Genomic DNA, 22,233 nt, shown 5'->3' with positions numbered 1-22,233 from the left:
AGAACCACGACGCAGAAGTCAGAGAGAAGGCACACAATGACGGAGCTCTCGATCCGTCCGGACGAGATCCGGGACGCGCTGCAGAAGTACGTCGACGACTACCAGCCCGACGCCGCCAGCCGCGAGGAGGTCGGCACGGTCGCGCAGGCCGCCGACGGCATCGCGCGGGTCTCCGGCCTGCCCTCGGCCATGGCCAACGAGCTGCTGGAGTTCGAGGACGGCACGCTCGGCATCGCGCTGAACCTCGACACCCGCGAGATCGGCGTCGTGGTCCTCGGTGACTTCGACAAGATCGAGGAGGGCCAGACGGTCCGCCGCACCGGCGAGATCCTCTCGGTCCCGGTCGGCGACAACTTCCTCGGCCGCGTGGTCGACCCGCTCGGCACCCCGATCGACGGCCTCGGCGACATCGAGTCCAGCGAGCGCCGCGCGCTCGAGCTGCAGGCTCCCAGCGTCGTGCAGCGCAAGTCGGTGCACGAGCCGCTCGCCACCGGCATCAAGGCCATCGACTCGATGACCCCGATCGGCCGTGGCCAGCGTCAGCTGATCATCGGCGACCGCGCCACCGGCAAGACCACGATCTGCATCGACACGATCATCAACCAGAAGCAGAACTGGGAGACCGGCGACCCCGACAAGCAGGTCCGCTGCATCTACGTCGCGATCGGCCAGAAGGGCTCGACGATCGCCTCGGTGCGTGGCGCCCTCGAGGAGGCCGGCGCGCTGGAGTACACCACCATCGTGGCGGCCCCGGCGTCCGACAGCGCGGGCTTCAAGTACCTCGCCCCCTACACCGGCTCGGCCATCGGCCAGCACTGGATGTACGACGGCAAGCACGTCCTGATCATCTTCGACGACCTGACCAAGCAGGCCGAGGCCTACCGCGCCGTGTCGCTGCTGCTGCGTCGTCCGCCGGGCCGCGAGGCCTACCCCGGCGACGTGTTCTACCTGCACAGCCGGCTGCTCGAGCGCTGCGCCAAGCTCAGCGACGAGCTCGGTGCCGGCTCGATGACCGGTCTGCCGATCATCGAGACCAAGGCCAACGACGTCTCGGCGTTCATCCCGACCAACGTCATCTCGATCACCGACGGCCAGATCTTCCTGCAGTCCGACCTGTTCGCGGCCAACCAGCGCCCGGCGATCGACGTCGGCATCTCGGTCTCCCGCGTGGGTGGCTCGGCGATGACGAAGGCGATGAAGGCCGTCACCGGCTCGCTCAAGGTCGACCTCGCGCAGTTCCGCGCGATGGAGGCGTTCGCGATGTTCGCCTCCGACCTCGACGCCGCCTCGCGCCAGCAGCTCGACCGCGGTCAGCGGCTGATGGCCCTGCTCAAGCAGCCGGCCTACTCGCCGTACCCGCTCGAGGAGATGACGGTCTCGCTGTGGCTGGGCACGACCGGTCGCCTCGACCGCGTCCCCACCGCCGACGTGCTGCGCTTCGAGAGCGAGTTCCTCGACTACCTGCGCCGCTCGCACGAGGGGATCCTCGCGGCCATCCGCGAGACCACGAAGTTCGAGGACGAGGACGGCCTCGCGTCGGCCTACGACTCCTTCCTCGACCAGTTCGAGACCTCCGAGGGAGGCTCCATCCGTCCCGGCACCGACCGCGAGGAGCAGCCGCTCGAGGACGAGGAGATCGAGCAGGAGCAGATCGTCAGGCAGAAGCGCTGAGCGGACGACGAGGCGCGAGTGCCGGTGAAGTGGGAGTGAACTGATGGCTGTATCGCTGCGCGAGTACCGCGCGCGGATCAAGTCGACCGAGTCGATGAAGAAGATCACGCGCGCCATGGAGCTCATCGCCGCGTCGCGCATCATCAAGGCGCAGCAGCGGGCCCAGGCCGCGGCCCCGTACGCCCGTGAGCTGACCCGTGCGGTCTCGGCGGTGGCGACGTTCTCCAACGTCGACCACCCGCTGACGAGCGAGAGCGAGAACCCCAAGCGGGCCGCCGTCCTCATCGTCACCAGCGACCGCGGGCTGGCCGGTGCCTACTCCTCGAGCGTCCTCAAGGAGGCCGAGCGGCTCGCCGAGCGGCTGCGCGAGGAGGGCAAGGAGATCGACACCTACATCTGCGGTCGCAAGGGCGAGGCGTACTACAAGTTCCGCCAGCGCCCGATCCAGCAGGCGTGGACCGGCTTCTCCGACCAGCCCTCCTACGACGTCGCCGCCGACGTGGGTCGCACCCTCATCGACGCCTTCCTCAAGGAGCAGGGCGAGGAGAACGACGTCGACGAGGTGCACGTGGTCTACACGCGCTTCCGCTCGATGCTCACCCAGGAGCCGACCACCGTGCGGCTGCTGCCGCTCGAGGTCGTCGAGGCCGAGGACGGGAAGAGCGAGGCTCCGAGCAGCCGCGACATGCTGCCGCTCTACGAGTTCGAGCCCTCGCCGGAGACCGTGCTCGACGGGCTGCTTCCGCAGTACGTGCAGAGCCGGGTCTTCTTCGCGCTGCTGCAGGCCGCGGCCTCCGAGCTCGCCGCCCGCCAGAAGGCCATGAAGTCGGCGACCGACAACGCCGACGAGCTGATCAAGAAGTACACGCGCATCGCCAACCAGGCCCGCCAGGCCGGCATCACCCAGGAAATCAGTGAGATCGTCGGTGGCGTCAACGCGCTCGCCGACGCGAGTGCAGGGAGTGAGTGACCATGACCGCAACGGTCGAGGAGACCAACCAGTCCGGGGCCGCCGGCACCGGTCGCATCGCCCGGGTCATCGGCCCGGTGGTCGACGTGGAGTTCCCCGTCGACGCGATGCCCGAGATGTACAACAAGCTCGAGGTCGAGGTCACCCTCGGCGGCGAGACCACCACGCTGCCGCTCGAGGTGGCCCAGCACATCGGTGACGGCATGGTCCGCGCCATCTCGCTGAAGCCCACCGACGGGCTCGTGCGCGGCGGTCAGGTCACCGACACCGGTGAGCCGATCACCGTCCCCGTGGGCGACGCGACGCTCGGCCGGGTGTTCAACGCCACCGGCGACGTGCTCAACCTCGAGGAGGGCCAGACCTTCGAGGTCAACGAGCGGTGGGGCATCCACCGCAAGGCCCCGGCCTTCGACCAGCTGGAGTCGAAGACCCAGATGTTCGAGACCGGCATCAAGGTCATCGACCTGCTGACCCCCTACGTGCAGGGCGGCAAGATCGGCCTGTTCGGCGGCGCCGGCGTCGGCAAGACCGTGCTCATCCAGGAGATGATCGCGCGCGTCGCCAAGGACCACGGCGGTGTGTCGGTCTTCGCCGGCGTGGGTGAGCGCACCCGCGAGGGCAACGACCTCATCGTGGAGATGGAGGAGGCCGGCGTCCTCGGGCAGACCGCCCTCGTCTTCGGCCAGATGGACGAGCCGCCGGGCACCCGGCTGCGCGTGGCGCTCTCGGCGCTGACGATGGCCGAGTACTTCCGCGACGTCCAGAACCAGGACGTGCTGCTGTTCATCGACAACATCTTCCGCTTCACCCAGGCGGGCTCGGAGGTCTCGACCCTGCTGGGTCGCATGCCCTCCGCGGTGGGCTACCAGCCGAACCTGGCCGACGAGATGGGCGTGCTGCAGGAGCGCATCACCTCTACCCGCGGTCACTCGATCACCTCGATGCAGGCGATCTACGTGCCGGCCGACGACTACACCGACCCGGCCCCCGCGACGACGTTCGCGCACCTCGACGCCACCACCGAGCTCTCGCGCGAGATCGCCTCGCTCGGCATCTACCCGGCCGTCGACCCGCTGACCTCGACCTCGCGCATCCTCGACCCGCAGTACATCGGTCAGGAGCACTACGACTGCGCGATCCGCATCAAGCAGATCCTGCAGCGCAACAAGGAGCTGCAGGACATCATCGCGATCCTGGGTGTCGACGAGCTTTCCGAGGAGGACAAGGTCATCGTCTCCCGCGCGCGTCGCATCCAGCGCTTCCTGTCGCAGAACACCTACGTGGCCAAGCAGTTCACCGGCATCGAGGGCTCCACGGTCCCGGTGTCGGACACCATCGAGGCGTTCAACAAGATCGCCGACGGCGACTACGACCACGTGGCCGAGCAGGCGTTCTTCATGTGCGGCGGTCTCGACGACGTCGAGCGCAAGTGGGACGACATCCAGAAGAGCCTCTGACATGGCGTCCGATGCTCTGCAGGTCGAGCTGGTGGCGGCCGACCGGACCGTGTGGTCCGGTCGGGCGTCCATGGTGATCGCGCGCACCGTCGAGGGTGACGTCGGCGTGCTGCGCGGTCACGCGCCGCTGCTCTCGCTGCTCGCCGACGCCGTCGTCGAGATCGACGGCGAGGACGAGAAGGTCGTCGCGGCGGTCGACGGTGGCTTCCTGTCGGTCGCGGCCGACCGGGTCTCCATCCTCTCCGAGCGCGCCGTGCTGGTCGACGAGATCGACGTCGACGCGGCCCGGTCCGACCTCGACGACGCCCGTTCGGCCCTCGCGTCCGGCGACGACGCCGGCGCCGAGCAGCGGGTGCGCCGGGCCGAGGCCCGCATCCGCGCCGTCGAGAGCGCCCGCTAGCAGGTCGCCGACCGGTGGGTCGGTAGCCTGGCGGCTCCAGGGAGAGAGGGGCAGCGAGGCGCATGGCATGGTGGCAGTGGCTGCTCGACATCGCGGGCGCGCTGCTGTTGCTCCTCGTGGCCTACGGCCTCGCGCTGGTCGTGCGGCGGCGCCTGATCGCCCGCGACGGCGGCACCTTCGAGCTCAGCCACCGGCTGGCGCCGTCCGACGACGGCCGCGGCTGGGTGCTGGGCCTGGGGCGCTACTCGGGCGAGACGCTGGAGTGGTTCCGGATCTTCTCCCTCGCGCCCCGGCCCAAGCGGCGCTGGCCGCGCGAGAGCCTGGCCTACGACGGCCGGCGCGAGGCGTTCGGCACCGAGCAGATGTCGCTCTACCCCGACCACGTCGTCATCCACTGCCAGACCGCGTCCGGTGAGGTCGAGCTGGCGATGAGCGCGGCCTCGCTCACCGGGTTCCAGTCCTGGCTCGAGGCGCGCCCGCCCGGGGTCGACTGGGATCGCTGAGTCATCGGTGACTGACCCGGTCCGGCAGGCGCGCACCAGCGTCGCGGTCGTCTTCGCGCTCAACGGCGGTCTGTTCGCGAGCCTGGTCTCGCGCGTGCCCGACCTGCGCGGCGACCTCGACCTGTCGAACGGCGGTCTCGGCGCGCTGCTGCTGACCATCGCCGTCGGCTCCCTCCTCGCCCTGCCCACCAGCGGTGCCCTCGTGGCGCGCTTCGGGGCCGCGACGGTGGTGCGGGCCGGGGCGACCGCCTGCGCCGTCGGGCTCGGGCTGGCCTCGGTCTCGGCCGACGCGCTCGGGCAGGTGGTGCCGACCGGCGTCGGGCTGGCCGTCTACGGCGCCGGCATCGGCGCCTGGGACGTCGCCATGAACGTCGAGGGCGCCGAGGTCGAGCGGCGTCTCGGCCGCACGATCATGCCCCGCTTCCACGCCGGCTTCAGCCTGGGCAGCGTGCTCGGCGCGTTGCTCGGGGTGCCGGTGATCGCGCTCGGCATCGGGTTGGCGCCGCACCTGCTGGTGCTGGCGGCCCTCGCCCTCGGCACCTCGGTCGCGGTGACCCGCGCGTTCCTGCCCGCCGAGCCGGAGGCGACGTCGTCCGGCGGCAGCGCCCGGGCCTGGCTCGAGCCGCGCACCGTCGCGGTCGGGCTGATGGTGATGGCCTTCGCGGTCGCCGAGGGCTCGGCCAACGACTGGCTCGCTCTCGCGCTCGTCGACGGCTACGACGTCGACCACTGGGTCGGCGTGGCCGGCTTCGCGCTGTTCGTCTCGGCCATGACCCTGGGTCGGGTGCTCGGCCCGGTGGTGCTCGACCGCTACGGCCGCGCCCCGACCCTGTGGACGACGGCCGCCCTCGCCGCCGGGGGGCTGCTGCTCGTCGTGCACGGCGGCGTGTGGCCCGTCGTGGTGGCCGGCATCGTGCTCTGGGGCGTCGGTGCCTCGCTCGGCTTCCCCGTCGGCATGAGCGCGGCCGCCGACGACCCGGCCCGCGCCGCGGCCCGGTTGAGCGTCGTCTCGACGATCGGCTACGCGGCCTTCCTGGCCGGCCCGCCACTGCTCGGCGCGTTGGGCGACGAGGTGGGCACCCTGCTGGCGCTGCAGGTGGTGGCCGCGCTGATGGTGCCGGCGGCGCTGGTGGTGCCGGCCGCCCGGCGCCGCGGGGCCACGGCCGCCCCGACCGCGGGGGCGAGGTGACGCCGACCGGCGCCACGCGGCGTCCGCGTGTCGTGCTGGTGCACGGCTCGCGGTTGGCCTCGAGCCAGTGGGCGCCCCAGCTGCCGTTGCTCGCACCCCACGTCGACGTGGTCACGCCCGACCTGCCGGGCCACGGCGTCCGGGCGGGGGAGCGGTTCACCCTCGACCGGGCCGTCGAGGTGGTGCAGGAGGCGGTGGCGCTCTCCCGCGCCCCCACCGTCGTGGTCGGCCACTCGCTCGGCGGCTACGTGGTGCTCGCCCACGCCGCCCGGCACGCCGAGGGACTGGCCGGGGTGGTGCTCGCGGGGTGCACGGCCACGCCGACCGGCCCCGGTGCGGCCCTCTACCGCGGGGTCGCGGCGCTGACCGAGCGCGTCGGGCCGCGGCGGATGACCCGGGTCAACGACCGCGTGCTGCGCCGGCTCTACCCCGCGGAGGTCATCGAGCCGGTCATCGCCGGCGGCTACTACTTCGACGGCACGCCCGACGCGTGGCGCGAGGTGATGACGCACTGCCGGCCTGCGATGCTGCACGGGGTCGATTGCCCGGTGCTGTTCCTGCACGGTCGGTGGGACCAGTTTCGCCTGGGCATCCGGGCCTTCCGCCGCGCCTGCCCACACGCGGAGGAGGTCGTCGTCCGCGGGGCCTCGCACCTGGTCAACCTCGACCAGCCGGAGCGCTTCGCGCGTGCGGTGCTCGACTTCGTCGAGCGGGACGCCGGCTAGGGCGTGGCTCTCCATGGCTGGCGGATGCCCGCGTCGTGGGCGGCGGGGGCGCCGCCATGGAGGGGGAGTCACGCCCTAGGGCAGCAGGATGGTGAAGTCGACGTCCACCACGGCGTCGGTGCTGCAGTCGAAGGTGGTGACCGAGAACGCGCCGTCGTCGGGACCGCCCTGCACCCGCTTCACGGTGGAGCACGCCGCCTCGTCGGCCCCGTCGGCGTCGAAGCGGACCTGGGTGAAGGCGAAGGCGGCCGGGTTGCCGACGAACCGGACCAGGTGCCGGCCCTGGCTGGCCCGGCGGGCCTCGACCTGTCCGCCCGTGCAGCTGTAGGGGATCTCCAGGCCCGTCGTGCCGTAGGCGCTGGTGAGGGCGGCGCCGTCGCCGTTCACCCGCACGAACCCGAGCAGCTTGCCCCGCTGGCAGCCCTGGGTGCGCAGCAGCCCGTTCAGGCCGACGCCGCCGACCTTCGCCGCGTCGGGGACCCGGGCGAGCGAGGACTCCTTGACGTCGGCGCCGACGATCGTGTCGTTCTTGATCTTGGCCGAGGTGACGGCGTCGTTCTTCAGCTGCGCGGTGCCGACGCTGTTGTTCGCCACGCCGGCGGCGTAGCCGGTGCCGCCCATGGCCACCACGAGCGCGAGGGAGGCGACCACGAGGGACGCGGACGGTCGGCGGCGGGCGGTGGGGGTCATGGCGAGCTCCTCTGACGGGCGGCGCCACGATGACGTCGGCGTCCAGCACGCTAGGACGAGGCGGACGCGCGCGGCAGGACCCGATCGTGTCTTGCGGCCGCGGCCCCGGCGGTGCTAGTCGAACAACGCCCGGATGTCGGCCGCGCTGATGGCCTGCGCGGCGGCGCCGTCGCCGTCGACGACCTTGCGGAACAGCTCGGCCTTGCGGGCCTTGAGCGCCATCACCTTGTCCTCGATGGTGTCGCTGGAGACGAGACGGTAGACCATCACCGTCTCGGTCTGGCCGATGCGGTGGGCGCGGTCGACGGCCTGCGCCTCGGCGGCGGGGTTCCACCACGGGTCGAGCACGAAGACGTAGTCGGCCTCGGTGAGGGTGAGCCCGACGCCGCCGGCCTTGAGGCTGATGAGGAACACCGGCGCCTCACCGGCCCGGAAGGACGCGATGACCTGGTCGCGGTCGGTGGTGGAGCCGTCGAGGTAGGCGGTGGCGACGCCGGCCGCCTCGAGCCGGGCGCGGGCGCGGCGCAGGTAGCCGGTGAACGTGCTGAAGACCAGCGCCCGGTGGCCCTCGGCGGTGACGGCGGTGAGGTGGTCGACCAGCACGTCGAGCTTGGCCGAGCCGACCCGTTCGTGCTCCTCGTCGACCAGCGCGGGGTCGAGGGCCAGCTGGCGCAGCCGCGTCAGCGCGGCGAGGACGGCGATGCGGTTGCCGTCGAAGTCGTCGAGCAGGCCGAGGATGCGCTGGCGCTCGCGGTTGAGGTGGGTGTCGTAGAGGCGACGGTGGCGGGGCGAGAGCTCGACGGCGAGCACCTGCTCCTGCTTGGGCGGCAGGTCGGCGGCCACGAGCTCTTTCGTGCGGCGCAGCACGAAGGGCCGGATGCGGGCGGTGAACCGGCGCAGGGCGGCGTCGTCGCCCTCCTTCTCGACGGGACGGACGACGTTCTCGACGAACGAGCGCGGGCGTGGGTAGACCCCCGGTGCGGCGATCGAGAGCAGCGACCAGTACTCCATGAGCCGGTTCTCGAACGGCGTGCCGGTGACCACGAGCCGGAACGGCGCCTCGGTGCGCCGCACCGCGGAGTAGGCCCGGCTCTGGTGGTTCTTGACCTGCTGCGCCTCGTCGAGCACCAGCCCGGCCCACGTGACGCCGGCGTAGGCGTCGGTCTCGAGACGGTGGAGGGTGTAGCTGGTGACCACGACGTCGGCGCCGGCGGCGATCTCGGCGATCGAGCGCTCGCGGCGGCGGGCCGTGGCGGTGACGGTGGCGACCCGCAGCCCCGGGGTGTGCCGCTCGGCCTCGGCCGCCCACGCCGAGACGACGCTGGTGGGGGCGACGACCAGGAACGGCGCGTCGGTCTCGGCCCGGGTGTGCGCGACGAGCGCGAGCACCTGCAGCGTCTTGCCGAGGCCCATGTCGTCGGCCAGCACACCGCCGAGGCGGTGCTGCCACAGGAACGCCAGCCAGTGGAACCCGTCGAGCTGGTAGGGCCGCAGCGTCGAGACGACGCCGGTGGGCTCGGGCCGGGGCAGCTCGGTGAGGTCGCGCAGGGCGCGGGCCCGCCGCACCCACTCCTCGGCCTGGGCGTCGACCACGCCGACCTCGGCCAGCTGCGCCCACAGCCCGAGGTCGTGCTTGCCGACGGTGACCCGGTCGCCGTCGGGCTCGCGCAGCTCGCCCGCGGCCCGCACCACCGAGGCGAGCCGGGCGAACTCGGGCCGGTCGGTGCGGAAGAACAGCCCGCTCGGCAGGATGACGTACTCGTCGTCGAGGGTGAGCGCGGCGACGACGGCGGCCAGCGGCACGTGCTCGCCGTCGACGGTGATGGTGACCCACAGGTCGAGCCAGTCGGTCTCGCCCTCGTCGGCGGGCGGCGCCGCGCCGTCGGCGGTCGGCTCACGGGTGCCGAAGGCGATCTCGGGGGTGGCCTCGGTCTCGCGGAACTCGGGGGCGTCGACCTCGACCACCTCGACGTCGTCGCAGGCGCGCCAGGTGGGCAGCTCGAGGACGGCGAGGTGCAGCGCGTCGGCGCCGGTGACCTCGCGGCGGCCCGCGGCGGGGGCGGTGGAGGTGTGGGGCAGGCGGGCCAGGACCTCGCGCTCGGCAGCGCGGTCGCGCACGCCGTCGGGGTCGTCGACGGCGTCGAGGTCGAGCTCGGCCCGGCCGTAGCGCCACTGCCACGCGACGGTGGCGGCCCCGGCGCCCTGCCAGCGCACGGTGAGCACCAGCCGCGGCCGCGGGGGAGCGGGGACCTCGACCGAGCCGTCGCGCGAGGTGACCGGCACCAGGCGCCGCAGCCGGGTGAGCGTGGGGGCGAGCGTGCCGAGCTCGTCGGCGGCCAGCTCGAGCGGCGGCGACTGCAGGGCCCGGCTCGGGCCGCGGGCCAGCCGGCGCTCGAGCCGCGCGAGGGTGAGGACGTCGTCGCCCTCGCGCAGCACCGCGGTGTGGGCGGGGTCGCCGGCCAGCAGCACCGCCTCGCCGTGCCAGTGCCGCCCGTCGTGGTCGAGCCCGGTGACCAGCCGCGCGCCGCCGTCGGCGCCGGCGGTGACGTCGACGCTGGGCGCCACCGGCTTGTCGGCCAGGTGCAGCGTCGCGAGCCCGCGCAGCACGAGCTCGACGCCCGCCGAGCGGGCCTCGAGCAGCAGCGGGACGACGTCGGGGCCGAAGTCGGCGACCGACGGCTCGGCCGACCACCACCGCCGCGAGTGCCGTTCGAGGGCGGAGGCGAGCGCCCGCAGCACCTCGAGGTGGGCGGGCAGGAACTCGCCGCGCATCGCCGCGCCCGGCAGGTCGTTCCAGCCGGCGCCGGACTTGGCCCACCCCCGGGTGCGCCCGGGCCGCAGCGGCCGCAGGTGCAGGCGGGGCGCGCCCGGCGGTGAGGACGACGAGCCCGGACCGGGCCGGTGCCAGGTGACCTGCAGCGCCAGCGGGCGCGGCTCGACGTCGGGCGGGGCCAGGGCGGCGAGGTCGTGCAGCAGGTCGCCGAGCCGCTGCTCGAGGCTGCGGCCGGGCGAGCCGGTGCCCGCGGCGGCCAGGCTCAGGGCCAGGCCGTGCTTGCACTGGTAGCGCACCGGACAGGTGCAGGTGGTGTTGAGCGCGACGTAGCCGGCGTAGCGCTGCAGCTGCACGAAGGCGCGGTAGCCGCCGCCGGTGGAGCCGATGACGAAGGCGTTGAAGCTGAGGGTGTCGGCGGTGTCGCGGGTGACCGAGAGGTCGGTGACCGAGCGGCCGTCGAGCAGCTCGAGGGCGCGCTCGACCGTGGCGTCGTCGAAGTGGTCGACGATCTCCTCGAAGGTCAGGCCGCGCAGCAGGTCCATGGCGGTTCCATCGTGGCACGCGGCACCGACACTCCGGGGTGCTCTCCACACACCCCGCACACACCCCGCACACACCCCGCACAGGCCCCGCGGGCGCCGGCCCGGCCGTGCCATCCTGGCCCGCGTGACCGACGTCGACGCGTTGACCCGGGCCCTCGACGAGCGGCTGGCCGAGGCCGACGCCGCCCTGGCCGCCCGCTACCCCGGCCCCCGGCCGGGGCGGGCGCCGGTGCACACCGTCTACGTGCCGGCCGACCGGTTCGAGGCCGGCCTGGTGGCCTCCTACGGCGAGCAGGCGCTCGACGTCCTCGACGCCCACGAGGAGCGCTTCCGCGAGGCCACCGGCGCCGACGACGACCTCGTCGCCCGGGTGCGGGCCAAGCTGCGCGACGAGCCGGTCGAGGACCTGCGGGTCGACCTCGAGGACGGCTACGGCGGCGGCGCCGCGGCCGAGGACGCCGACGTCGCCCGCGCCGCGCCGCTCGTGGCCGCCCTCCCCACGCTGCGCCACGGCATCCGGTTCAAGTGCCTCGAGGCGCCCACCCGGGCTCGCGGCGTCCGCACCCTCGCGGCCTTCGTCGACGGCTACCTCGGCGCCGGCGGCGACCTCGACGCGCTGGTCGTCACGCTGCCCAAGGTCACCTCGGTCGACCAGGTCGAGGCGATGGTCGAGGCGTGCGCGTGGCTCGAGCGCGACCACGGCCTCGCCGAGGGCCGGCTGCGCTTCGAGGTGCAGGTCGAGACCCCGCAGGCCGTGCTCGGCGCCGACGGCACCGCCACCGTCGCCGGCATGGTGCACGCCGCCGCGGGCCGGTGCGCCGGCCTGCACTTCGGCACCTACGACTACTCCGCCTCCCTGGGCATCGCGGCGCAGCACCAGGCGATGGACCACCCCGCGGCCGACCACGCCAAGGCCGTCATGCAGCTGGCGGCGGCCGGCACCGGCGTCCCCGTCGCCGACGGCTCCACCAACGTGCTGCCCGTCGGCGGGCCGGACGCCGTCCTCACGGGCTGGGTGCTGCACCACCGGCTGGTGCGCCGCTCGCTCGCGCGCGGTCTCTACCAGGGCTGGGACCTGCACCCCGCCCAGCTGCCCACCCGCTACGCCGCCACGTTCGGCTTCTACCGCGACGGGTTCGCCCGCGCGGCCGAGCGCCTCAGCGGGTCGGGCGGCGCGGTGCTCGACGAGCCCGCCACGTTCAAGGCGCTGGCCGGCTACGTGCTGCGCGGCCTCGACTGCGGGGCGATCTCGGAGCAGGAGGTCCTCGACGCCACCGGTCACGATGCGGGCAGACTGCGCACATGGGCGTGATCCTGGGGCAGAACCAGTACGGCAAGGCCGAGTGCCGGGTGGTGCGCATCGTGCGCGACACCCCGCGTCACGAGATCGTCGACCTCAACGTGACGACCTCGCTGCGCGGTGACTTCGCGGCGGCGCACATCTCCGGCGACCAGTCGCAGGTGCTGCCCACCGACACCCAGAAGAACACCGCCTTCGCCTACGCCAAGGAGCACGGCGTTGGCTCGATCGAGACCTACGCCCTCGCGCTCGGACGCCGCCTGCTCGTGGCCACGCCGGCCGCCACCTCGGCCCGGGTCCTGGTCGAGCAGTACGCCTGGGACCGCGTCGACGACGGCACCGACGGCGGCCACGACCACGCCTTCGTGCGGCGCGGCGGCGAGACCCGCACCTGCGAGGTGGTGCTCACCCGCGACGACGCGACGCCGCCCACCGTCACCTGCGGGCTGCGCGACCTCGTCGTCCTGAAGTCGACCGGCTCGGCCTTCAAGGGCTTCCTGGTCGACGAGTACACGACGCTGCCCGAGACCGACGACCGCATCCTCGCCACCTCGCTGGTCGCCCGGTGGCGGCACGCGGGCGACGGCGTCGCCGAGCAGACCGACGAGCAGTGGAACGCCTCCTACGACGGCGTCCGCCGCACCATGCTGAGCACCTTCGCCGCCACCTTCAGCCGCGCGCTGCAGGAGACCCTCTACGCGATGGGTCGCGCGACGATCGAGCAGCACCCCACGGTGGCCGAGATCGGTTTCAGCGCCCCCAACAAGCACCACTTCCTGGTCGACCTCGCGCCGTTCGGGCTCGAGAACCCCGGCGAGGTCTTCGTCGCCGCCGACCGCCCCTACGGCCTCATCGAGGCCACCGTGCTGCGCAGCGACCTCGCCACCCTCAACGAGGCCCCCGAGGCCGAGGCGCGGCGGCTGCTCGCCGAGTGCCTCGACGTCGACCGCTGGGTGCAGCAGGTGGCGGCCGGCCGCCCCTACGCCGACGCCGACGCCCTGCTGGCCGCCGCCTCCGCCGCTGCCGAGCACCTCGACGACGCCGAGCTGCAGGCCGCGCTGGCCCGGCACCCGCGCATCGGCGAGCGCGCCGGCGCGGGCCACGACGCCGCGCACTCCGCGAGCGAGCAGGCCGGCGTCGACCACGACGACGCCGACGTGACCCGCCGACTCGCCGACGGCAACCGGGCCTACGAGCAGCGCTTCGACCGGGTCTTCCTGATCCGCGCCAAGGGCCGCGACGCCGACGAGATCCTTGCCGAGCTCGAGCGGCGCCTGGGCAACGACGACGACGCCGAGCGCGCCGAGACCGTCGTCCAGCTGCGTGAGATCGCCCTGCTGCGGCTGCGCGCGCTGGTCGGCGCCGAGGACGCCTCGTGAGCACGGTCAGCACCCACGTGCTCGACACCGCGCTCGGGAGGCCGGCCGCCGGCGTCCCGGTCACCCTGCTGGACGCCGAGAGCACCGTGCTCGCCGAGGCCGTCACCGACGACGACGGCCGGGTGCGTCCGCTCGGCGGCCCGGTGGCGCCCGGCACCTACCGGGTGCGCTTCGACCTCGCCGGCCGCGACGGCTTCTTCCCCGAGGTCGTCATCGCCTTCGCCGTGCCCGACGACGAGCCCGACGGGCACTTCCACGTGCCGCTGCTGCTCAGCCCGTTCGGCTACTCGACCTACCGGGGCAGCTAGGTGCGCCGGTACGACACCGTCGTCCGCGCGGCCCGGGCGGTCGTCGACGGCCGCGAGCAGGCGGTCGACGTCGGCGTCACCGACGGGCGCGTCGTGGTGGTCGAGCCACTGGGGGCGCTCGAGGCCGACGGCGCGCTCGTCGTGCTCGCCGACGACGAGGTGCTCGTGCCCGGCCTCGTCGACACCCACGTGCACGTCAACGAGCCCGGCCGCACCGAGTGGGAGGGCTTCGCCAGCGCCACGCGCGCGGCGGCGGCCGGCGGCGTCACCACCATCGTCGACATGCCGCTGAACTCGGTGCCGGCCACCACGACCCCCGACGCCCTCGCCGTGAAGCAACGCGCCGCCCGCCACCAGGCGTTCGTCGACGTCGGCTTCTGGGGCGGAGCGGTGCCCGAGAACCTCGGCACCGGCGACCTCGCCGCGCTGCACGAGGCCGGGGTCTTCGGCTTCAAGTGCTTCCTGCTCGACTCCGGTGTCGAGGAGTTCCCGCCGCTGGACGCCGACCGCTTCGGCGCCGCGATGCACGAGCTGGCCGGCCTCGACGCGCTGATGATCGTGCACGCCGAGTCCGGCGACCTGATCGCCGACCTCGCGCACGGCCCCGCCTACCGCCCGTTCCTCGACTCCCGTCCCAGCGCGGCCGAGCAGCGCGCGATCGCGCTGGTGATCGACACCGCCCGCGCGACGGGGGGGCGGGCGCACGTCGTCCACCTCAGCGCGGCCGAGGCCGTGCCCGCGCTGCGCGCCGCCCGCGCCGACGGCGTCCGCGTGAGCGTCGAGACCTGCCCGCACTACCTCGCCCTCGACGCCGCCGAGGTGCCCGACGGCGGCACCGACCACAAGTGCTGCCCGCCCATCCGCGACGCCGCCAACCGCGACCGGCTGTGGGCCGCGCTCGCCGAGGGCGTCATCGACTGCGTGGTCACCGACCACAGCCCCAGCACCGCCGACCTCAAGGCCCTCGACACCGGCGACTTCGCCGTCGCGTGGGGCGGCATCGCCTCGCTGCAGCTCGGCCTGGCCGTGGTGTGGACGGCGGCCCGCGAGCGCGGCCACACCCTCGCCGAGGTCGTCGACTGGATGGCGACCGGCCCGGCCGACCTGGTCGGCCTCGCCGACCGGGGCCGCATCGCCGTGGGGGCCCGCGCCGACCTGGCCGTGCTCGCGCCCGACGAGACCTTCGTCGTCGACCCCGCCCGGCTGCACCACAAGAACCCCGTCACGCCCTACGCCGGCCGCACCCTCGCGGGCGTCGTCCGCCGCACCTATCTCGCCGGCGAGGCCGTCGACCTCGACGCCGCCCCGCGCGGCCGGCTGATCAGCAGACCGAGGAGCCAGCAGTGAGCTACTACGTGCCCACCGGCGGACACCCGCCGCAGACCGACCTCACCACCGGCGACGCCGGCCGCGCCGCCTTCACCACCGCCTACGCGGTGCTGCCGCGCGGCACCATGCGCGACATCGTCACCAGCCGGCTGCCGTTCTGGGACGAGACCCGGCTGTGGGTGATCGCCCGCCCGCTCACCGGCTTCGCCGAGACCTTCAGCCACTACGTCGTCGAGGTCGGCCCCGGCGGCGGCTCCGAGCGGCCCGAGACCGACCCGGCCGCCGAGGCCGTGCTGTTCGTCGTCGGTGGTCGCGCGCGCCTGACGATCGACGGCGAGGCGCACGACCTGCGACCCGGCTCCTACGCGTTCCTGCCCCCCGGCGCCGCCTGGGCGCTGCGCAACGAGGGCAACGAGGGCGGCGAGGGCGGCCAGAACGCCACCTTCCACTGGATCCGCAAGGCCTACCGCGCCGTCGACGGGCTCGAGGTGCCCGCGGCCTTCGTGACCCACGAGGACGACGTCCCGCCCGTCGCCATGCCCGGCACCGACGGCGCCTGGGCCACGCAGCGCTTCGTCGACCCCGACGACGTGCGCCACGACCTGCACGTCAACATCGTCAGCTTCGAGCCCGGCGGCGCCATCCCCTTCCCCGAGACGCACGTGATGGAGCACGGGCTCTACGTGCTGGAGGGCAAGGCGGTCTACCTGCTCAACCGCGACTGGGTCGAGGTGCAGGAGGGCGACTTCATGTGGCTGCGGGCCTTCTGCCCCCAGGCCTGCTACGCCGGTGGGCCCGGCCGGTTCCGCTACCTGCTCTACAAGGACGTGCACCGCCACGCGGCGTTCCTGCCGTCCTGAGCGGTCGCCGGGCCGCCTGTGACGAGGTCGTGACCTGGTCGTGACCGGTCCTGCCACCAGCGCGCAGGGCGAGCCGTAGGATCCGCCGGATGGGCGTCACCGTCAACGGCGAGCCCCGACCCCTCGTGGTCGGCGGCGCCGTCACCCCGCACACCTCGCTGCTCGACTACCTGCGTGAGCTCGGCCTCACCGGCGTCAAGGAGGGCTGCGCCGAGGGGGAGTGCGGCGCCTGCTCGGTCATGGTCGCCCGCCCTGCCGGCCCCGACTCGTCCGACACCTCCGAGGACGGTTCGCGCTGGACGGCGGTCAACGCCTGCCTGCCGCCCGCCGCGGCGCTCGAGGGCCAGGAGGTCGTCACGGCCGAGGGCCTCGGCACCCCGGTCGCGCTGCACCCGGTGCAGCACGAGATGGCGGTGCGCGGCGGCTCGCAGTGCGGCTACTGCACGCCCGGGTTCGTCTGCAGCATGGCCGCGGAGTTCTACCGCGCCGACCGGCGTCCGGGCGAGGCGGCCGACGGCGACGCCGAGCACGGCGCCAACGGCTTCGACCTGCACGCCCTGTCGGGCAACCTGTGCCGCTGCACCGGCTACCGCCCCATCCGCGACGCCGCCTACGCCCTCGGCGCCCCCGACGAGACCGACCCGCTCGCCCGGCGTCTCGAGCGCCCGGCGCCGCCCGCCGGCGCGACCCGGGTCGGCGACGAGACCGCCGCGTTCGTGCGTCCCGCCACCCTCGACGAGGCGCTGGCGCTGCTGGCCGAGCGGCCCGACGCCGTCCTGGTCGCCGGCGCCACCGACCACGGCGTGGAGGTGAACCTGCGCGGGCTGCGGCCGGCGCTCGCGGTCGGCATCGACCGGCTGCCCGAGCTGCGCGGCCTCGACGTCCGCGACGAGGAGGTCGAGATCGGCGCGGCCCTCACCCTCAGCGAGGTCGAGCGCGGCCTGGCCGGCCGGGTGCCGCTGCTCGCGTCGCTCATGCCGCAGTTCGCCTCGCGGCTCATCCGCAACGCCGCGACCCTGGGCGGCAACCTCGCCACCGCCTCGCCCATCGGCGACAGCACCCCGGTGCTGCTGGCGCTGGAGTCCCGCCTCGTGCTGGTCTCGGCGCAGGGCGAGCGCGAGGTCGCGCTGGCCGACTTCTTCACCGGCTACCGCCAGACGCTGCGGCGCCCCGACGAGCTCATCCGCGCCGTCCGCGTGCCGCTGCCGATGGCCCCGGTGACGGCGTTCCACAAGATCGCCAAGCGCCGCTTCGACGACATCTCCTCCGTCGCGGTCGCCGTGGCGCTGCAGGTGGACGACGGCGTGGTCACCCGCGCCCGCGTCGGGCTCGGCGGCGTCGCCGCCACCCCGCTGCGCGCCCTGGCCACCGAGGCCGTGCTCGAGGGACGGCCGTGGAGCGCCGAGACCGTCGACGCCGCCGCGACCGTGCTCGGCAGCGAGGGCACCCCCATCGACGACCAGCGCGCCAGCGCCGCCTACCGGGCGGCGATGCTCGGCAACGCGCTGCGCCGGGTGTGGGAGGAGCAGGGCCGATGACGACCGACCTGTCCCGCCGTCCCGACGGCGCCGTCGTCGGCGAGTCGATGCCGCACGAGAGCGCCGCGCTGCACGTCACCGGCCACGCGCTCTACACCGACGACCTCGTCGCCGGCCGCACCGACGTGCTGCACGCCCACCCCGTCACCGCGCCGCACGCCCACGCCCGCGTCACCTCGCTCGACCCGGCGCCCGCGCTCGACGTCCCCGGCGTGGTGCGGGTGCTGACCGCGGCCGACGTGCCCGGCGTCAACGACTCCGGCGTCAAGCACGACGAGCCGCTGTTCCCCGACGTCGTGATGTTCCACGGCCAGGCGGTGGCGTGGGTGCTCGGCGAGACCCTCGAGGCGGCGCGCCGCGGTGCGCTCGCCGTCGAGGTCGCCTACGAGCCCCTGCCCGCCGTCCTCACGCTGGCCGAGGCCATCGACGCCGAGGCGTTCCAGGGCGGGCAGCCCACCGTGGCCCGCGGCGACGTCGAGAGCGGGCTGGCCCAGGCCACGCACGTCTTCAGCGGCGAGCTCGACCTCGCCGGCCAGGAGCACTTCTACCTCGAGACCCACGCCAGCCTGGCGGCGGTCGACGAGGGCGGGCAGGTGTTCGTGCAGTCGAGCACCCAGCACCCCACCGAGACCCAGGAGATCGTGGCCCACGTGCTGGGCCTGCGCAGCCACGAGGTCACCGTGCAGTGCCTGCGCATGGGCGGCGGGTTCGGCGGCAAGGAGATGCAGCCGCACGGCTTCGCCGCGGTGGCCGCGCTGGGGGCGGTGCTCACCCGGCGTCCGGTGCGGGTGCGGCTGACCCGCAACCAGGACATCACCATGACCGGCAAGCGCCACGGCTTCCACGCCCAGTGGCGTGCGGGCTTCGACGCCGAGGGCCGGCTGCTCGCGCTCGACGCCACCCTCACCTCCGACGGCGGGTGGAGCCTCGACCTCTCCGAGCCGGTGCTGGCCCGGGCGCTGTGCCACGTCGACAACGCCTACTGGATCCCGCACGTGCGCGTGCACGGCCGCGTGGCCCACACCCACAAGACCTCGCAGACCGCGTTCCGGGGCTTCGGCGGGCCGCAGGGGATGCTCGTCATCGAGGACGTCATCGGCCGCTGCGCCCCGCTCATGGGCCTCGACCCGCGCGAGGTGCGCCGCCGCAGCTTCTACGCCGAGGGCCACGACACCCCCTACGGCCAGCCGGTGCGCCACCCCGAGCGGCTCGAGGCCGCCTGGGGCCAGCTGCACGACGAGGCCGACCTCGAGCGCCGGCTGGCCGACGTCGCGGCGTTCAACGACGCCCACGATCACCGCAAGCGCGGCCTGGCGATCACCCCGGTCAAGTTCGGCATCTCGTTCAACTTCACCGCCTTCAACCAAGCCGGTGCGCTCGTGCACGTCTACAAGGACGGCTCGGTGCTCATCAACCACGGCGGCACCGAGATGGGCCAGGGGCTGCACACCAAGATGCTGCAGGTGGCCGCCACCGCGCTCGGCCTCCCGCTCGAGCTGGTGCGGCTCGCGCCCACCCGCACCGACAAGGTGCCCAACACCTCGGCCACGGCGGCCAGCGCCGGCGCCGACCTCAACGGCGGCGCGGTCAAGGACGCCTGCGAGCAGATCCGACGCCGGCTCGTCGAGTTCGACGCCGGCCGCGGCCTGGAGTGGCACGAGCTGGTCTCGGCGGCCTACTTCGCCCGCGTGCAGCTGTGGGCGGCCGGGTTCTACCGCACCGAGGGCTTGCACTGGGACTCCACCGCCATGCGCGGTCACCCGTTCAAGTACTTCTCCTACGGCGTCGCGGCCGCCGAGGTCGAGGTCGACGGCTTCACCGGCGCCTACACCACGCGGCGCGTCGACATCGTCCACGACGTGGGCGACTCGCTCTCGCCGCTGGTCGACCTCGGCCAGGTCGAGGGCGGCTTCGTGCAGGGCGCGGGCTGGCTGACGCTGGAGGACCTGCGCTGGGACACCTCCGACGGCCCGCACCGCGGGCGGCTGTCGACCCAGGCGGCCTCGACCTACAAGCTGCCGTCGTTCTCCGAGATGCCGGTCGACTTCCGGGTCTCGCTGCTCGAGCGCGCCCACGAGGACGGCGTCGTCTACGGCTCCAAGGCCGTCGGCGAGCCGCCGCTCATGCTGGCGTTCTGCGTGCGCGAGGCGCTGCGGCAGGCCGCCGCGTCGTTCGGGCCCGAGGGGGTCTCGGTCGACCTCGCCTCGCCGGCCACGCCCGAGGCCGTCTTCTGGGCGCTCTCGGCGGCCCGCGACGCCCGCCCGGCCGACCCGGCCGACGCGCACGTCGTCGAGGGTGCGCCCGGGGTCGAGCCCGACCAGCCGCCGCCCGACGCCCCCGAGCTGCACCCCCGCTCCGAGCAGGCCCCGGCGGGGCCGCGGTGAGCTGGGTCCGCGCCGTCGCGGCGCTGCGCGCGAGCCGGACGCCGGGCGTGCTGGTCACCGTCAGCGCCGTCCGGGGTCACGCGCCGCGCGAGGCCGGCGCCAAGCTGGTCGTCTCGGCCGAGCGCACGTGGGGCTCGGTCGGCGGCGGCAACCTGGAGGAGACCGCCATCGAGCGCGCGCGGGCGATGCTCGCGTCCGGCGCGCTCGCCTCGGCCGAGCCCGAGAGCGTCGTCTCGTCGCTGAGCGACAAGGCCCGCACCGACCACGGACGTCAGTGCTGCGGGGGAGAGGTGACGCTGCTGCTCGAGCCGCTGCCCGTCGTCCCGGCGGTGGCGGTCTTCGGCCTCGGTCACGTCGGCCTCGAGCTGGCCCGGCTGCTCTCGCGCCACGACCTCGACCTGCACTTCGTCGACTCCCGCGCGACCCAGGTGGACGCCGTCCGCGACCACCCGGCGCTGGCCGACGCGGTCGCCGAGGTGCAGGCACACCACGCGCCGCTGCCCGAGGTGGCCCTCGGCGCGCTGCCGCGTGGCAGCCACGTGCTGGTGCTCACCCACGACCACGCCGAGGACTTCGCGCTGTGCGACGCCGCGCTGCGCATGCCGGGCCACCTCGCCTCGGTCGGCGTCATCGGCTCCTCGGCCAAGTGGACCCGCTTCGAGCGCGGCCTGCTGCTCGAGGGCCACGACCCCGCGACGGTCGCGACCATCCGCTGCCCGATCGGGCAGCCGGGCGGGCTCGGTGGCAAGGCGCCGGCGGTGATCGCGCTCGGCGTGGTGGCCGACCTGCTCGGCGTCCTCGCCCTCGACGGCAGCGTCAGGTGACGGACCGGTGACGCTCTACCGCGCCCGGGTGCTCGACACCCCGGACGACGCCTGGCCCGACGACGGCGACGGGCTGCGCGCGGGCGACGACGTCGGCCTCGTCGTCGACGACGGCGTCATCACCGAGCGTGGCCCGTTCGCCGACGTCCGCGCCACGCACCCCGGCGAGGCCGTCATCGACCTGCGCGACGGGTGGCTGCTGCCCGGCCTGGTCGACACCCACGTGCACTACCCGCAGGTGCGCGTCATCGGCGCCCTCGGCATGCCGCTGCTGGAGTGGCTCGACCGGTGCGCGCTGCCCGAGGAGCAGCGGCTCGCCGCGCCCGCCTACGCCGCCGAGGTCGCCTCGGAGTTCGTCGGCTCGCTGGTCGCCGCCGGCACCACCACCGCGCTGGTCTTCGGCTCGCACTACCCGGGCGCGGTCGACGCGCTGTTCACCGAGGCCGCGCGCTTCGGGCTGCGCGTCACCAGCGGCCTGGTCGTCTCCGACCGGGTGCTGCCCGAGCCGCTGCTGGTCACCCCCGAGCAGGCGCACGCGGACGCCGTCGCGCTGGCGCAGCGCTGGCACGGCACCGGGCGGGCCCGTTATGCCGTGACGCCGCGCTTCTCGCTCTCGGCCGGCGACGCGATGCTCGAGTCGTGCGGCGGCGTGCTGGCCGACGTCCCCGACGCGTGGTTCACCTCGCACGTCAACGAGAACCCGGCCGAGGTCGCCGAGGTCGCCCGGCTGTTCCCCGACTGCGACCACTACGTCGACAGCTACGACCGGTTCGGCCTGCTCTCGCAGCGCGCGGTGCTCGCCCACGACGTGCACCCGATGGACGCCGAGCTCGCCTGCCTCGCCGCGCGCGGCACCGCCGTGGCGCACTGCCCGTCGTCCAACTCCGCGCTCGGCTCGGGCCTGTTCCCGCTGCGCCGCCACCTCGAGCACGGTGTGCAGGTGGCGCTCGGCTCCGACGTCGGCGCCGGCACCGGGTTCTCGATGTTCAAGGAGGGTCTGCACGCCTACTTCGTGCAGGGCCTGCTGGGGGCGGACGGCGTCGCCCTCACCCCCGGCCGGCTGCTGCACCTCGCCACCCGCGCCGGCGCCCTCGCCCTCGGCCTCGGCGACGAGGTGGGCGACCTGTCGGTCGGCCGCCAGTTCGACGCCGTGTGCCTGCGCCCGCCCGGCGGCACCGCGCTCGACATCGGCCTGCGCCACGCCGACTCGCCCGAGGAGGCCCTCGGCAAGATCTTCGCCCTCGCCGGCGACGCCGACGTCGCCGACGTCTGGGTCGGCGGCGACCAGATCAGCTCCGGTGGCCTCAGCCGCCCCCTGCGTCGGCCGGCCTGACGGGAGAGGCCGAGAACGTCAGGGATACCCGGTGAACCGGGTGTCCCTGACGTTCTCG

Annotated in this window: 18 protein-coding genes; 16 read left to right on the top strand and 2 right to left on the bottom strand. The window is 74.1% G+C overall.

The annotated features are described in order from the left end of the window. Positions 1 to 36: 36 nt before the first annotated feature. The 7 genes from atpA to ABEA04_RS11665 all read left to right on the top strand — a co-directional run bounded on the left by atpA (position 37) and on the right by ABEA04_RS11665 (position 6,915). Entirely contained in the window at positions 37 to 1,671 is a 1,635-nt protein-coding gene (gene atpA, locus ABEA04_RS11695) for a F0F1 ATP synthase subunit alpha (RefSeq protein ID WP_345458529.1), read from the top strand. A gap of 43 nt (positions 1,672 to 1,714) precedes the next feature. Then, entirely contained in the window at positions 1,715 to 2,641 is a 927-nt protein-coding gene (locus ABEA04_RS11690) for a F0F1 ATP synthase subunit gamma (protein ID WP_345458527.1), read from the top strand. After that, positions 2,638 to 4,098, top strand: coding sequence for a F0F1 ATP synthase subunit beta (gene atpD, locus ABEA04_RS11685; RefSeq protein WP_425577019.1), 1,461 nt, complete (start codon positions 2,638 to 2,640; stop codon positions 4,096 to 4,098). Before ABEA04_RS11690 ends, atpD begins: the two co-directional genes overlap by 4 nt. 1 nt (position 4,099) lies before the next feature. After that, complete coding sequence (locus ABEA04_RS11680) at positions 4,100 to 4,498, top strand: F0F1 ATP synthase subunit epsilon (protein ID WP_345458524.1); 399 nt, start codon at positions 4,100 to 4,102, stop codon at positions 4,496 to 4,498. A 62-nt stretch (positions 4,499 to 4,560) separates the two neighbouring features. Then, positions 4,561 to 5,001: a DUF2550 domain-containing protein gene (locus ABEA04_RS11675; RefSeq protein ID WP_345458522.1), complete on the top strand. Its 441-nt coding sequence runs from the start codon at positions 4,561 to 4,563 to the stop codon at positions 4,999 to 5,001. 7 nt (positions 5,002 to 5,008) lie between these two features. After that, entirely contained in the window at positions 5,009 to 6,190 is a 1,182-nt protein-coding gene (locus ABEA04_RS11670; RefSeq protein ID WP_345458521.1) for an MFS transporter, read from the top strand. Further along, positions 6,187 to 6,915: an alpha/beta fold hydrolase gene (locus tag ABEA04_RS11665; protein WP_345458520.1), complete on the top strand. Its 729-nt coding sequence runs from the start codon at positions 6,187 to 6,189 to the stop codon at positions 6,913 to 6,915. Before ABEA04_RS11670 ends, ABEA04_RS11665 begins: the two co-directional genes overlap by 4 nt. Before the next feature lie 75 nt (positions 6,916 to 6,990). Here the strand turns inward: ABEA04_RS11665 and ABEA04_RS11660 are convergent, their stop codons facing one another. Both ABEA04_RS11660 and ABEA04_RS11655 read right to left on the bottom strand, forming a co-directional pair. Beyond that, positions 6,991 to 7,605 (bottom strand): hypothetical protein, encoded by a 615-nt coding sequence (locus ABEA04_RS11660; RefSeq protein WP_345458519.1) that lies wholly within the window; start codon positions 7,603 to 7,605, stop codon positions 6,991 to 6,993. A 114-nt stretch (positions 7,606 to 7,719) separates the two neighbouring features. Then, positions 7,720 to 10,920 (bottom strand): DEAD/DEAH box helicase, encoded by a 3,201-nt coding sequence (locus ABEA04_RS11655; protein WP_345458517.1) that lies wholly within the window; start codon positions 10,918 to 10,920, stop codon positions 7,720 to 7,722. Between the two features lie 124 nt (positions 10,921 to 11,044). On the opposite strand from ABEA04_RS11655, the gene ABEA04_RS11650 reads away from it, so the two are divergent. The 9 genes from ABEA04_RS11650 to guaD all read left to right on the top strand — a co-directional run bounded on the left by ABEA04_RS11650 (position 11,045) and on the right by guaD (position 22,175). Next, a complete protein-coding gene (locus ABEA04_RS11650) occupies positions 11,045 to 12,232 on the top strand; it encodes a DUF6986 family protein (protein ID WP_345458516.1) in 1,188 nt (395 codons plus the stop codon). Further along, positions 12,223 to 13,599: a factor-independent urate hydroxylase gene (gene pucL, locus ABEA04_RS11645; protein WP_345458515.1), complete on the top strand. Its 1,377-nt coding sequence runs from the start codon at positions 12,223 to 12,225 to the stop codon at positions 13,597 to 13,599. The genes ABEA04_RS11650 and pucL overlap by 10 nt, the downstream gene beginning before the upstream one ends. Beyond that, positions 13,596 to 13,907 (top strand): hydroxyisourate hydrolase, encoded by a 312-nt coding sequence (gene uraH / locus ABEA04_RS11640; protein ID WP_345458513.1) that lies wholly within the window; start codon positions 13,596 to 13,598, stop codon positions 13,905 to 13,907. Before pucL ends, uraH begins: the two co-directional genes overlap by 4 nt. After that, on the top strand, positions 13,908 to 15,254 hold the full coding sequence (gene allB / locus ABEA04_RS11635) for an allantoinase AllB (protein WP_345458511.1): 1,347 nt from the start codon (positions 13,908 to 13,910) through the stop codon (positions 15,252 to 15,254). It begins immediately after the preceding gene. Continuing rightward, on the top strand, positions 15,251 to 16,096 hold the full coding sequence (locus tag ABEA04_RS11630; RefSeq protein ID WP_345458509.1) for a bifunctional allantoicase/(S)-ureidoglycine aminohydrolase: 846 nt from the start codon (positions 15,251 to 15,253) through the stop codon (positions 16,094 to 16,096). Before allB ends, ABEA04_RS11630 begins: the two co-directional genes overlap by 4 nt. A gap of 89 nt (positions 16,097 to 16,185) precedes the next feature. After that, positions 16,186 to 17,634 (top strand): xanthine dehydrogenase small subunit, encoded by a 1,449-nt coding sequence (locus tag ABEA04_RS11625; RefSeq protein WP_345458507.1) that lies wholly within the window; start codon positions 16,186 to 16,188, stop codon positions 17,632 to 17,634. Next, a complete protein-coding gene (locus ABEA04_RS11620) occupies positions 17,631 to 20,018 on the top strand; it encodes a xanthine dehydrogenase molybdopterin binding subunit (RefSeq protein ID WP_345458505.1) in 2,388 nt (795 codons plus the stop codon). The genes ABEA04_RS11625 and ABEA04_RS11620 overlap by 4 nt, the downstream gene beginning before the upstream one ends. Continuing rightward, entirely contained in the window at positions 20,015 to 20,842 is an 828-nt protein-coding gene (gene xdhC, locus ABEA04_RS11615) for a xanthine dehydrogenase accessory protein XdhC (protein WP_345458503.1), read from the top strand. Before ABEA04_RS11620 ends, xdhC begins: the two co-directional genes overlap by 4 nt. A gap of 7 nt (positions 20,843 to 20,849) precedes the next feature. After that, complete coding sequence (guaD, locus tag ABEA04_RS11610; protein WP_345458501.1) at positions 20,850 to 22,175, top strand: guanine deaminase; 1,326 nt, start codon at positions 20,850 to 20,852, stop codon at positions 22,173 to 22,175. Positions 22,176 to 22,233: the final 58 nt, after the last annotated feature.

It is taken from the genome of Nocardioides marinquilinus (genome assembly GCF_039543705.1).
GTDB lineage: Bacteria > Actinomycetota > Actinomycetes > Propionibacteriales > Nocardioidaceae > Nocardioides > Nocardioides marinquilinus.
This window is presented reverse-complemented; position numbering and strand designations above follow the sequence as displayed.

Excerpts from the sequence above, each read along its gene's own strand:
- atpA (WP_345458529.1), top strand. The coding sequence starts at position 37 with ATGACGGAGCTCTCGATCCGTCCGGACGAGATCCGGGACGCGCTGCAG.
- ABEA04_RS11690 (WP_345458527.1), top strand. The coding sequence starts at position 1,715 with ATGGCTGTATCGCTGCGCGAGTACCGCGCGCGGATCAAGTCGACCGAG.
- ABEA04_RS11680 (WP_345458524.1), top strand. The coding sequence starts at position 4,100 with ATGGCGTCCGATGCTCTGCAGGTCGAGCTGGTGGCGGCCGACCGGACC.
- ABEA04_RS11675 (WP_345458522.1), top strand. The coding sequence starts at position 4,561 with ATGGCATGGTGGCAGTGGCTGCTCGACATCGCGGGCGCGCTGCTGTTG.
- ABEA04_RS11660 (WP_345458519.1), bottom strand. The coding sequence starts at position 7,605 with ATGACCCCCACCGCCCGCCGCCGACCGTCCGCGTCCCTCGTGGTCGCC.
- ABEA04_RS11655 (WP_345458517.1), bottom strand. The coding sequence starts at position 10,920 with ATGGACCTGCTGCGCGGCCTGACCTTCGAGGAGATCGTCGACCACTTC.
- pucL (WP_345458515.1), top strand. The coding sequence starts at position 12,223 with ATGGGCGTGATCCTGGGGCAGAACCAGTACGGCAAGGCCGAGTGCCGG.
- ABEA04_RS11625 (WP_345458507.1), top strand. The coding sequence starts at position 16,186 with ATGGGCGTCACCGTCAACGGCGAGCCCCGACCCCTCGTGGTCGGCGGC.
- ABEA04_RS11620 (WP_345458505.1), top strand. The coding sequence starts at position 17,631 with ATGACGACCGACCTGTCCCGCCGTCCCGACGGCGCCGTCGTCGGCGAG.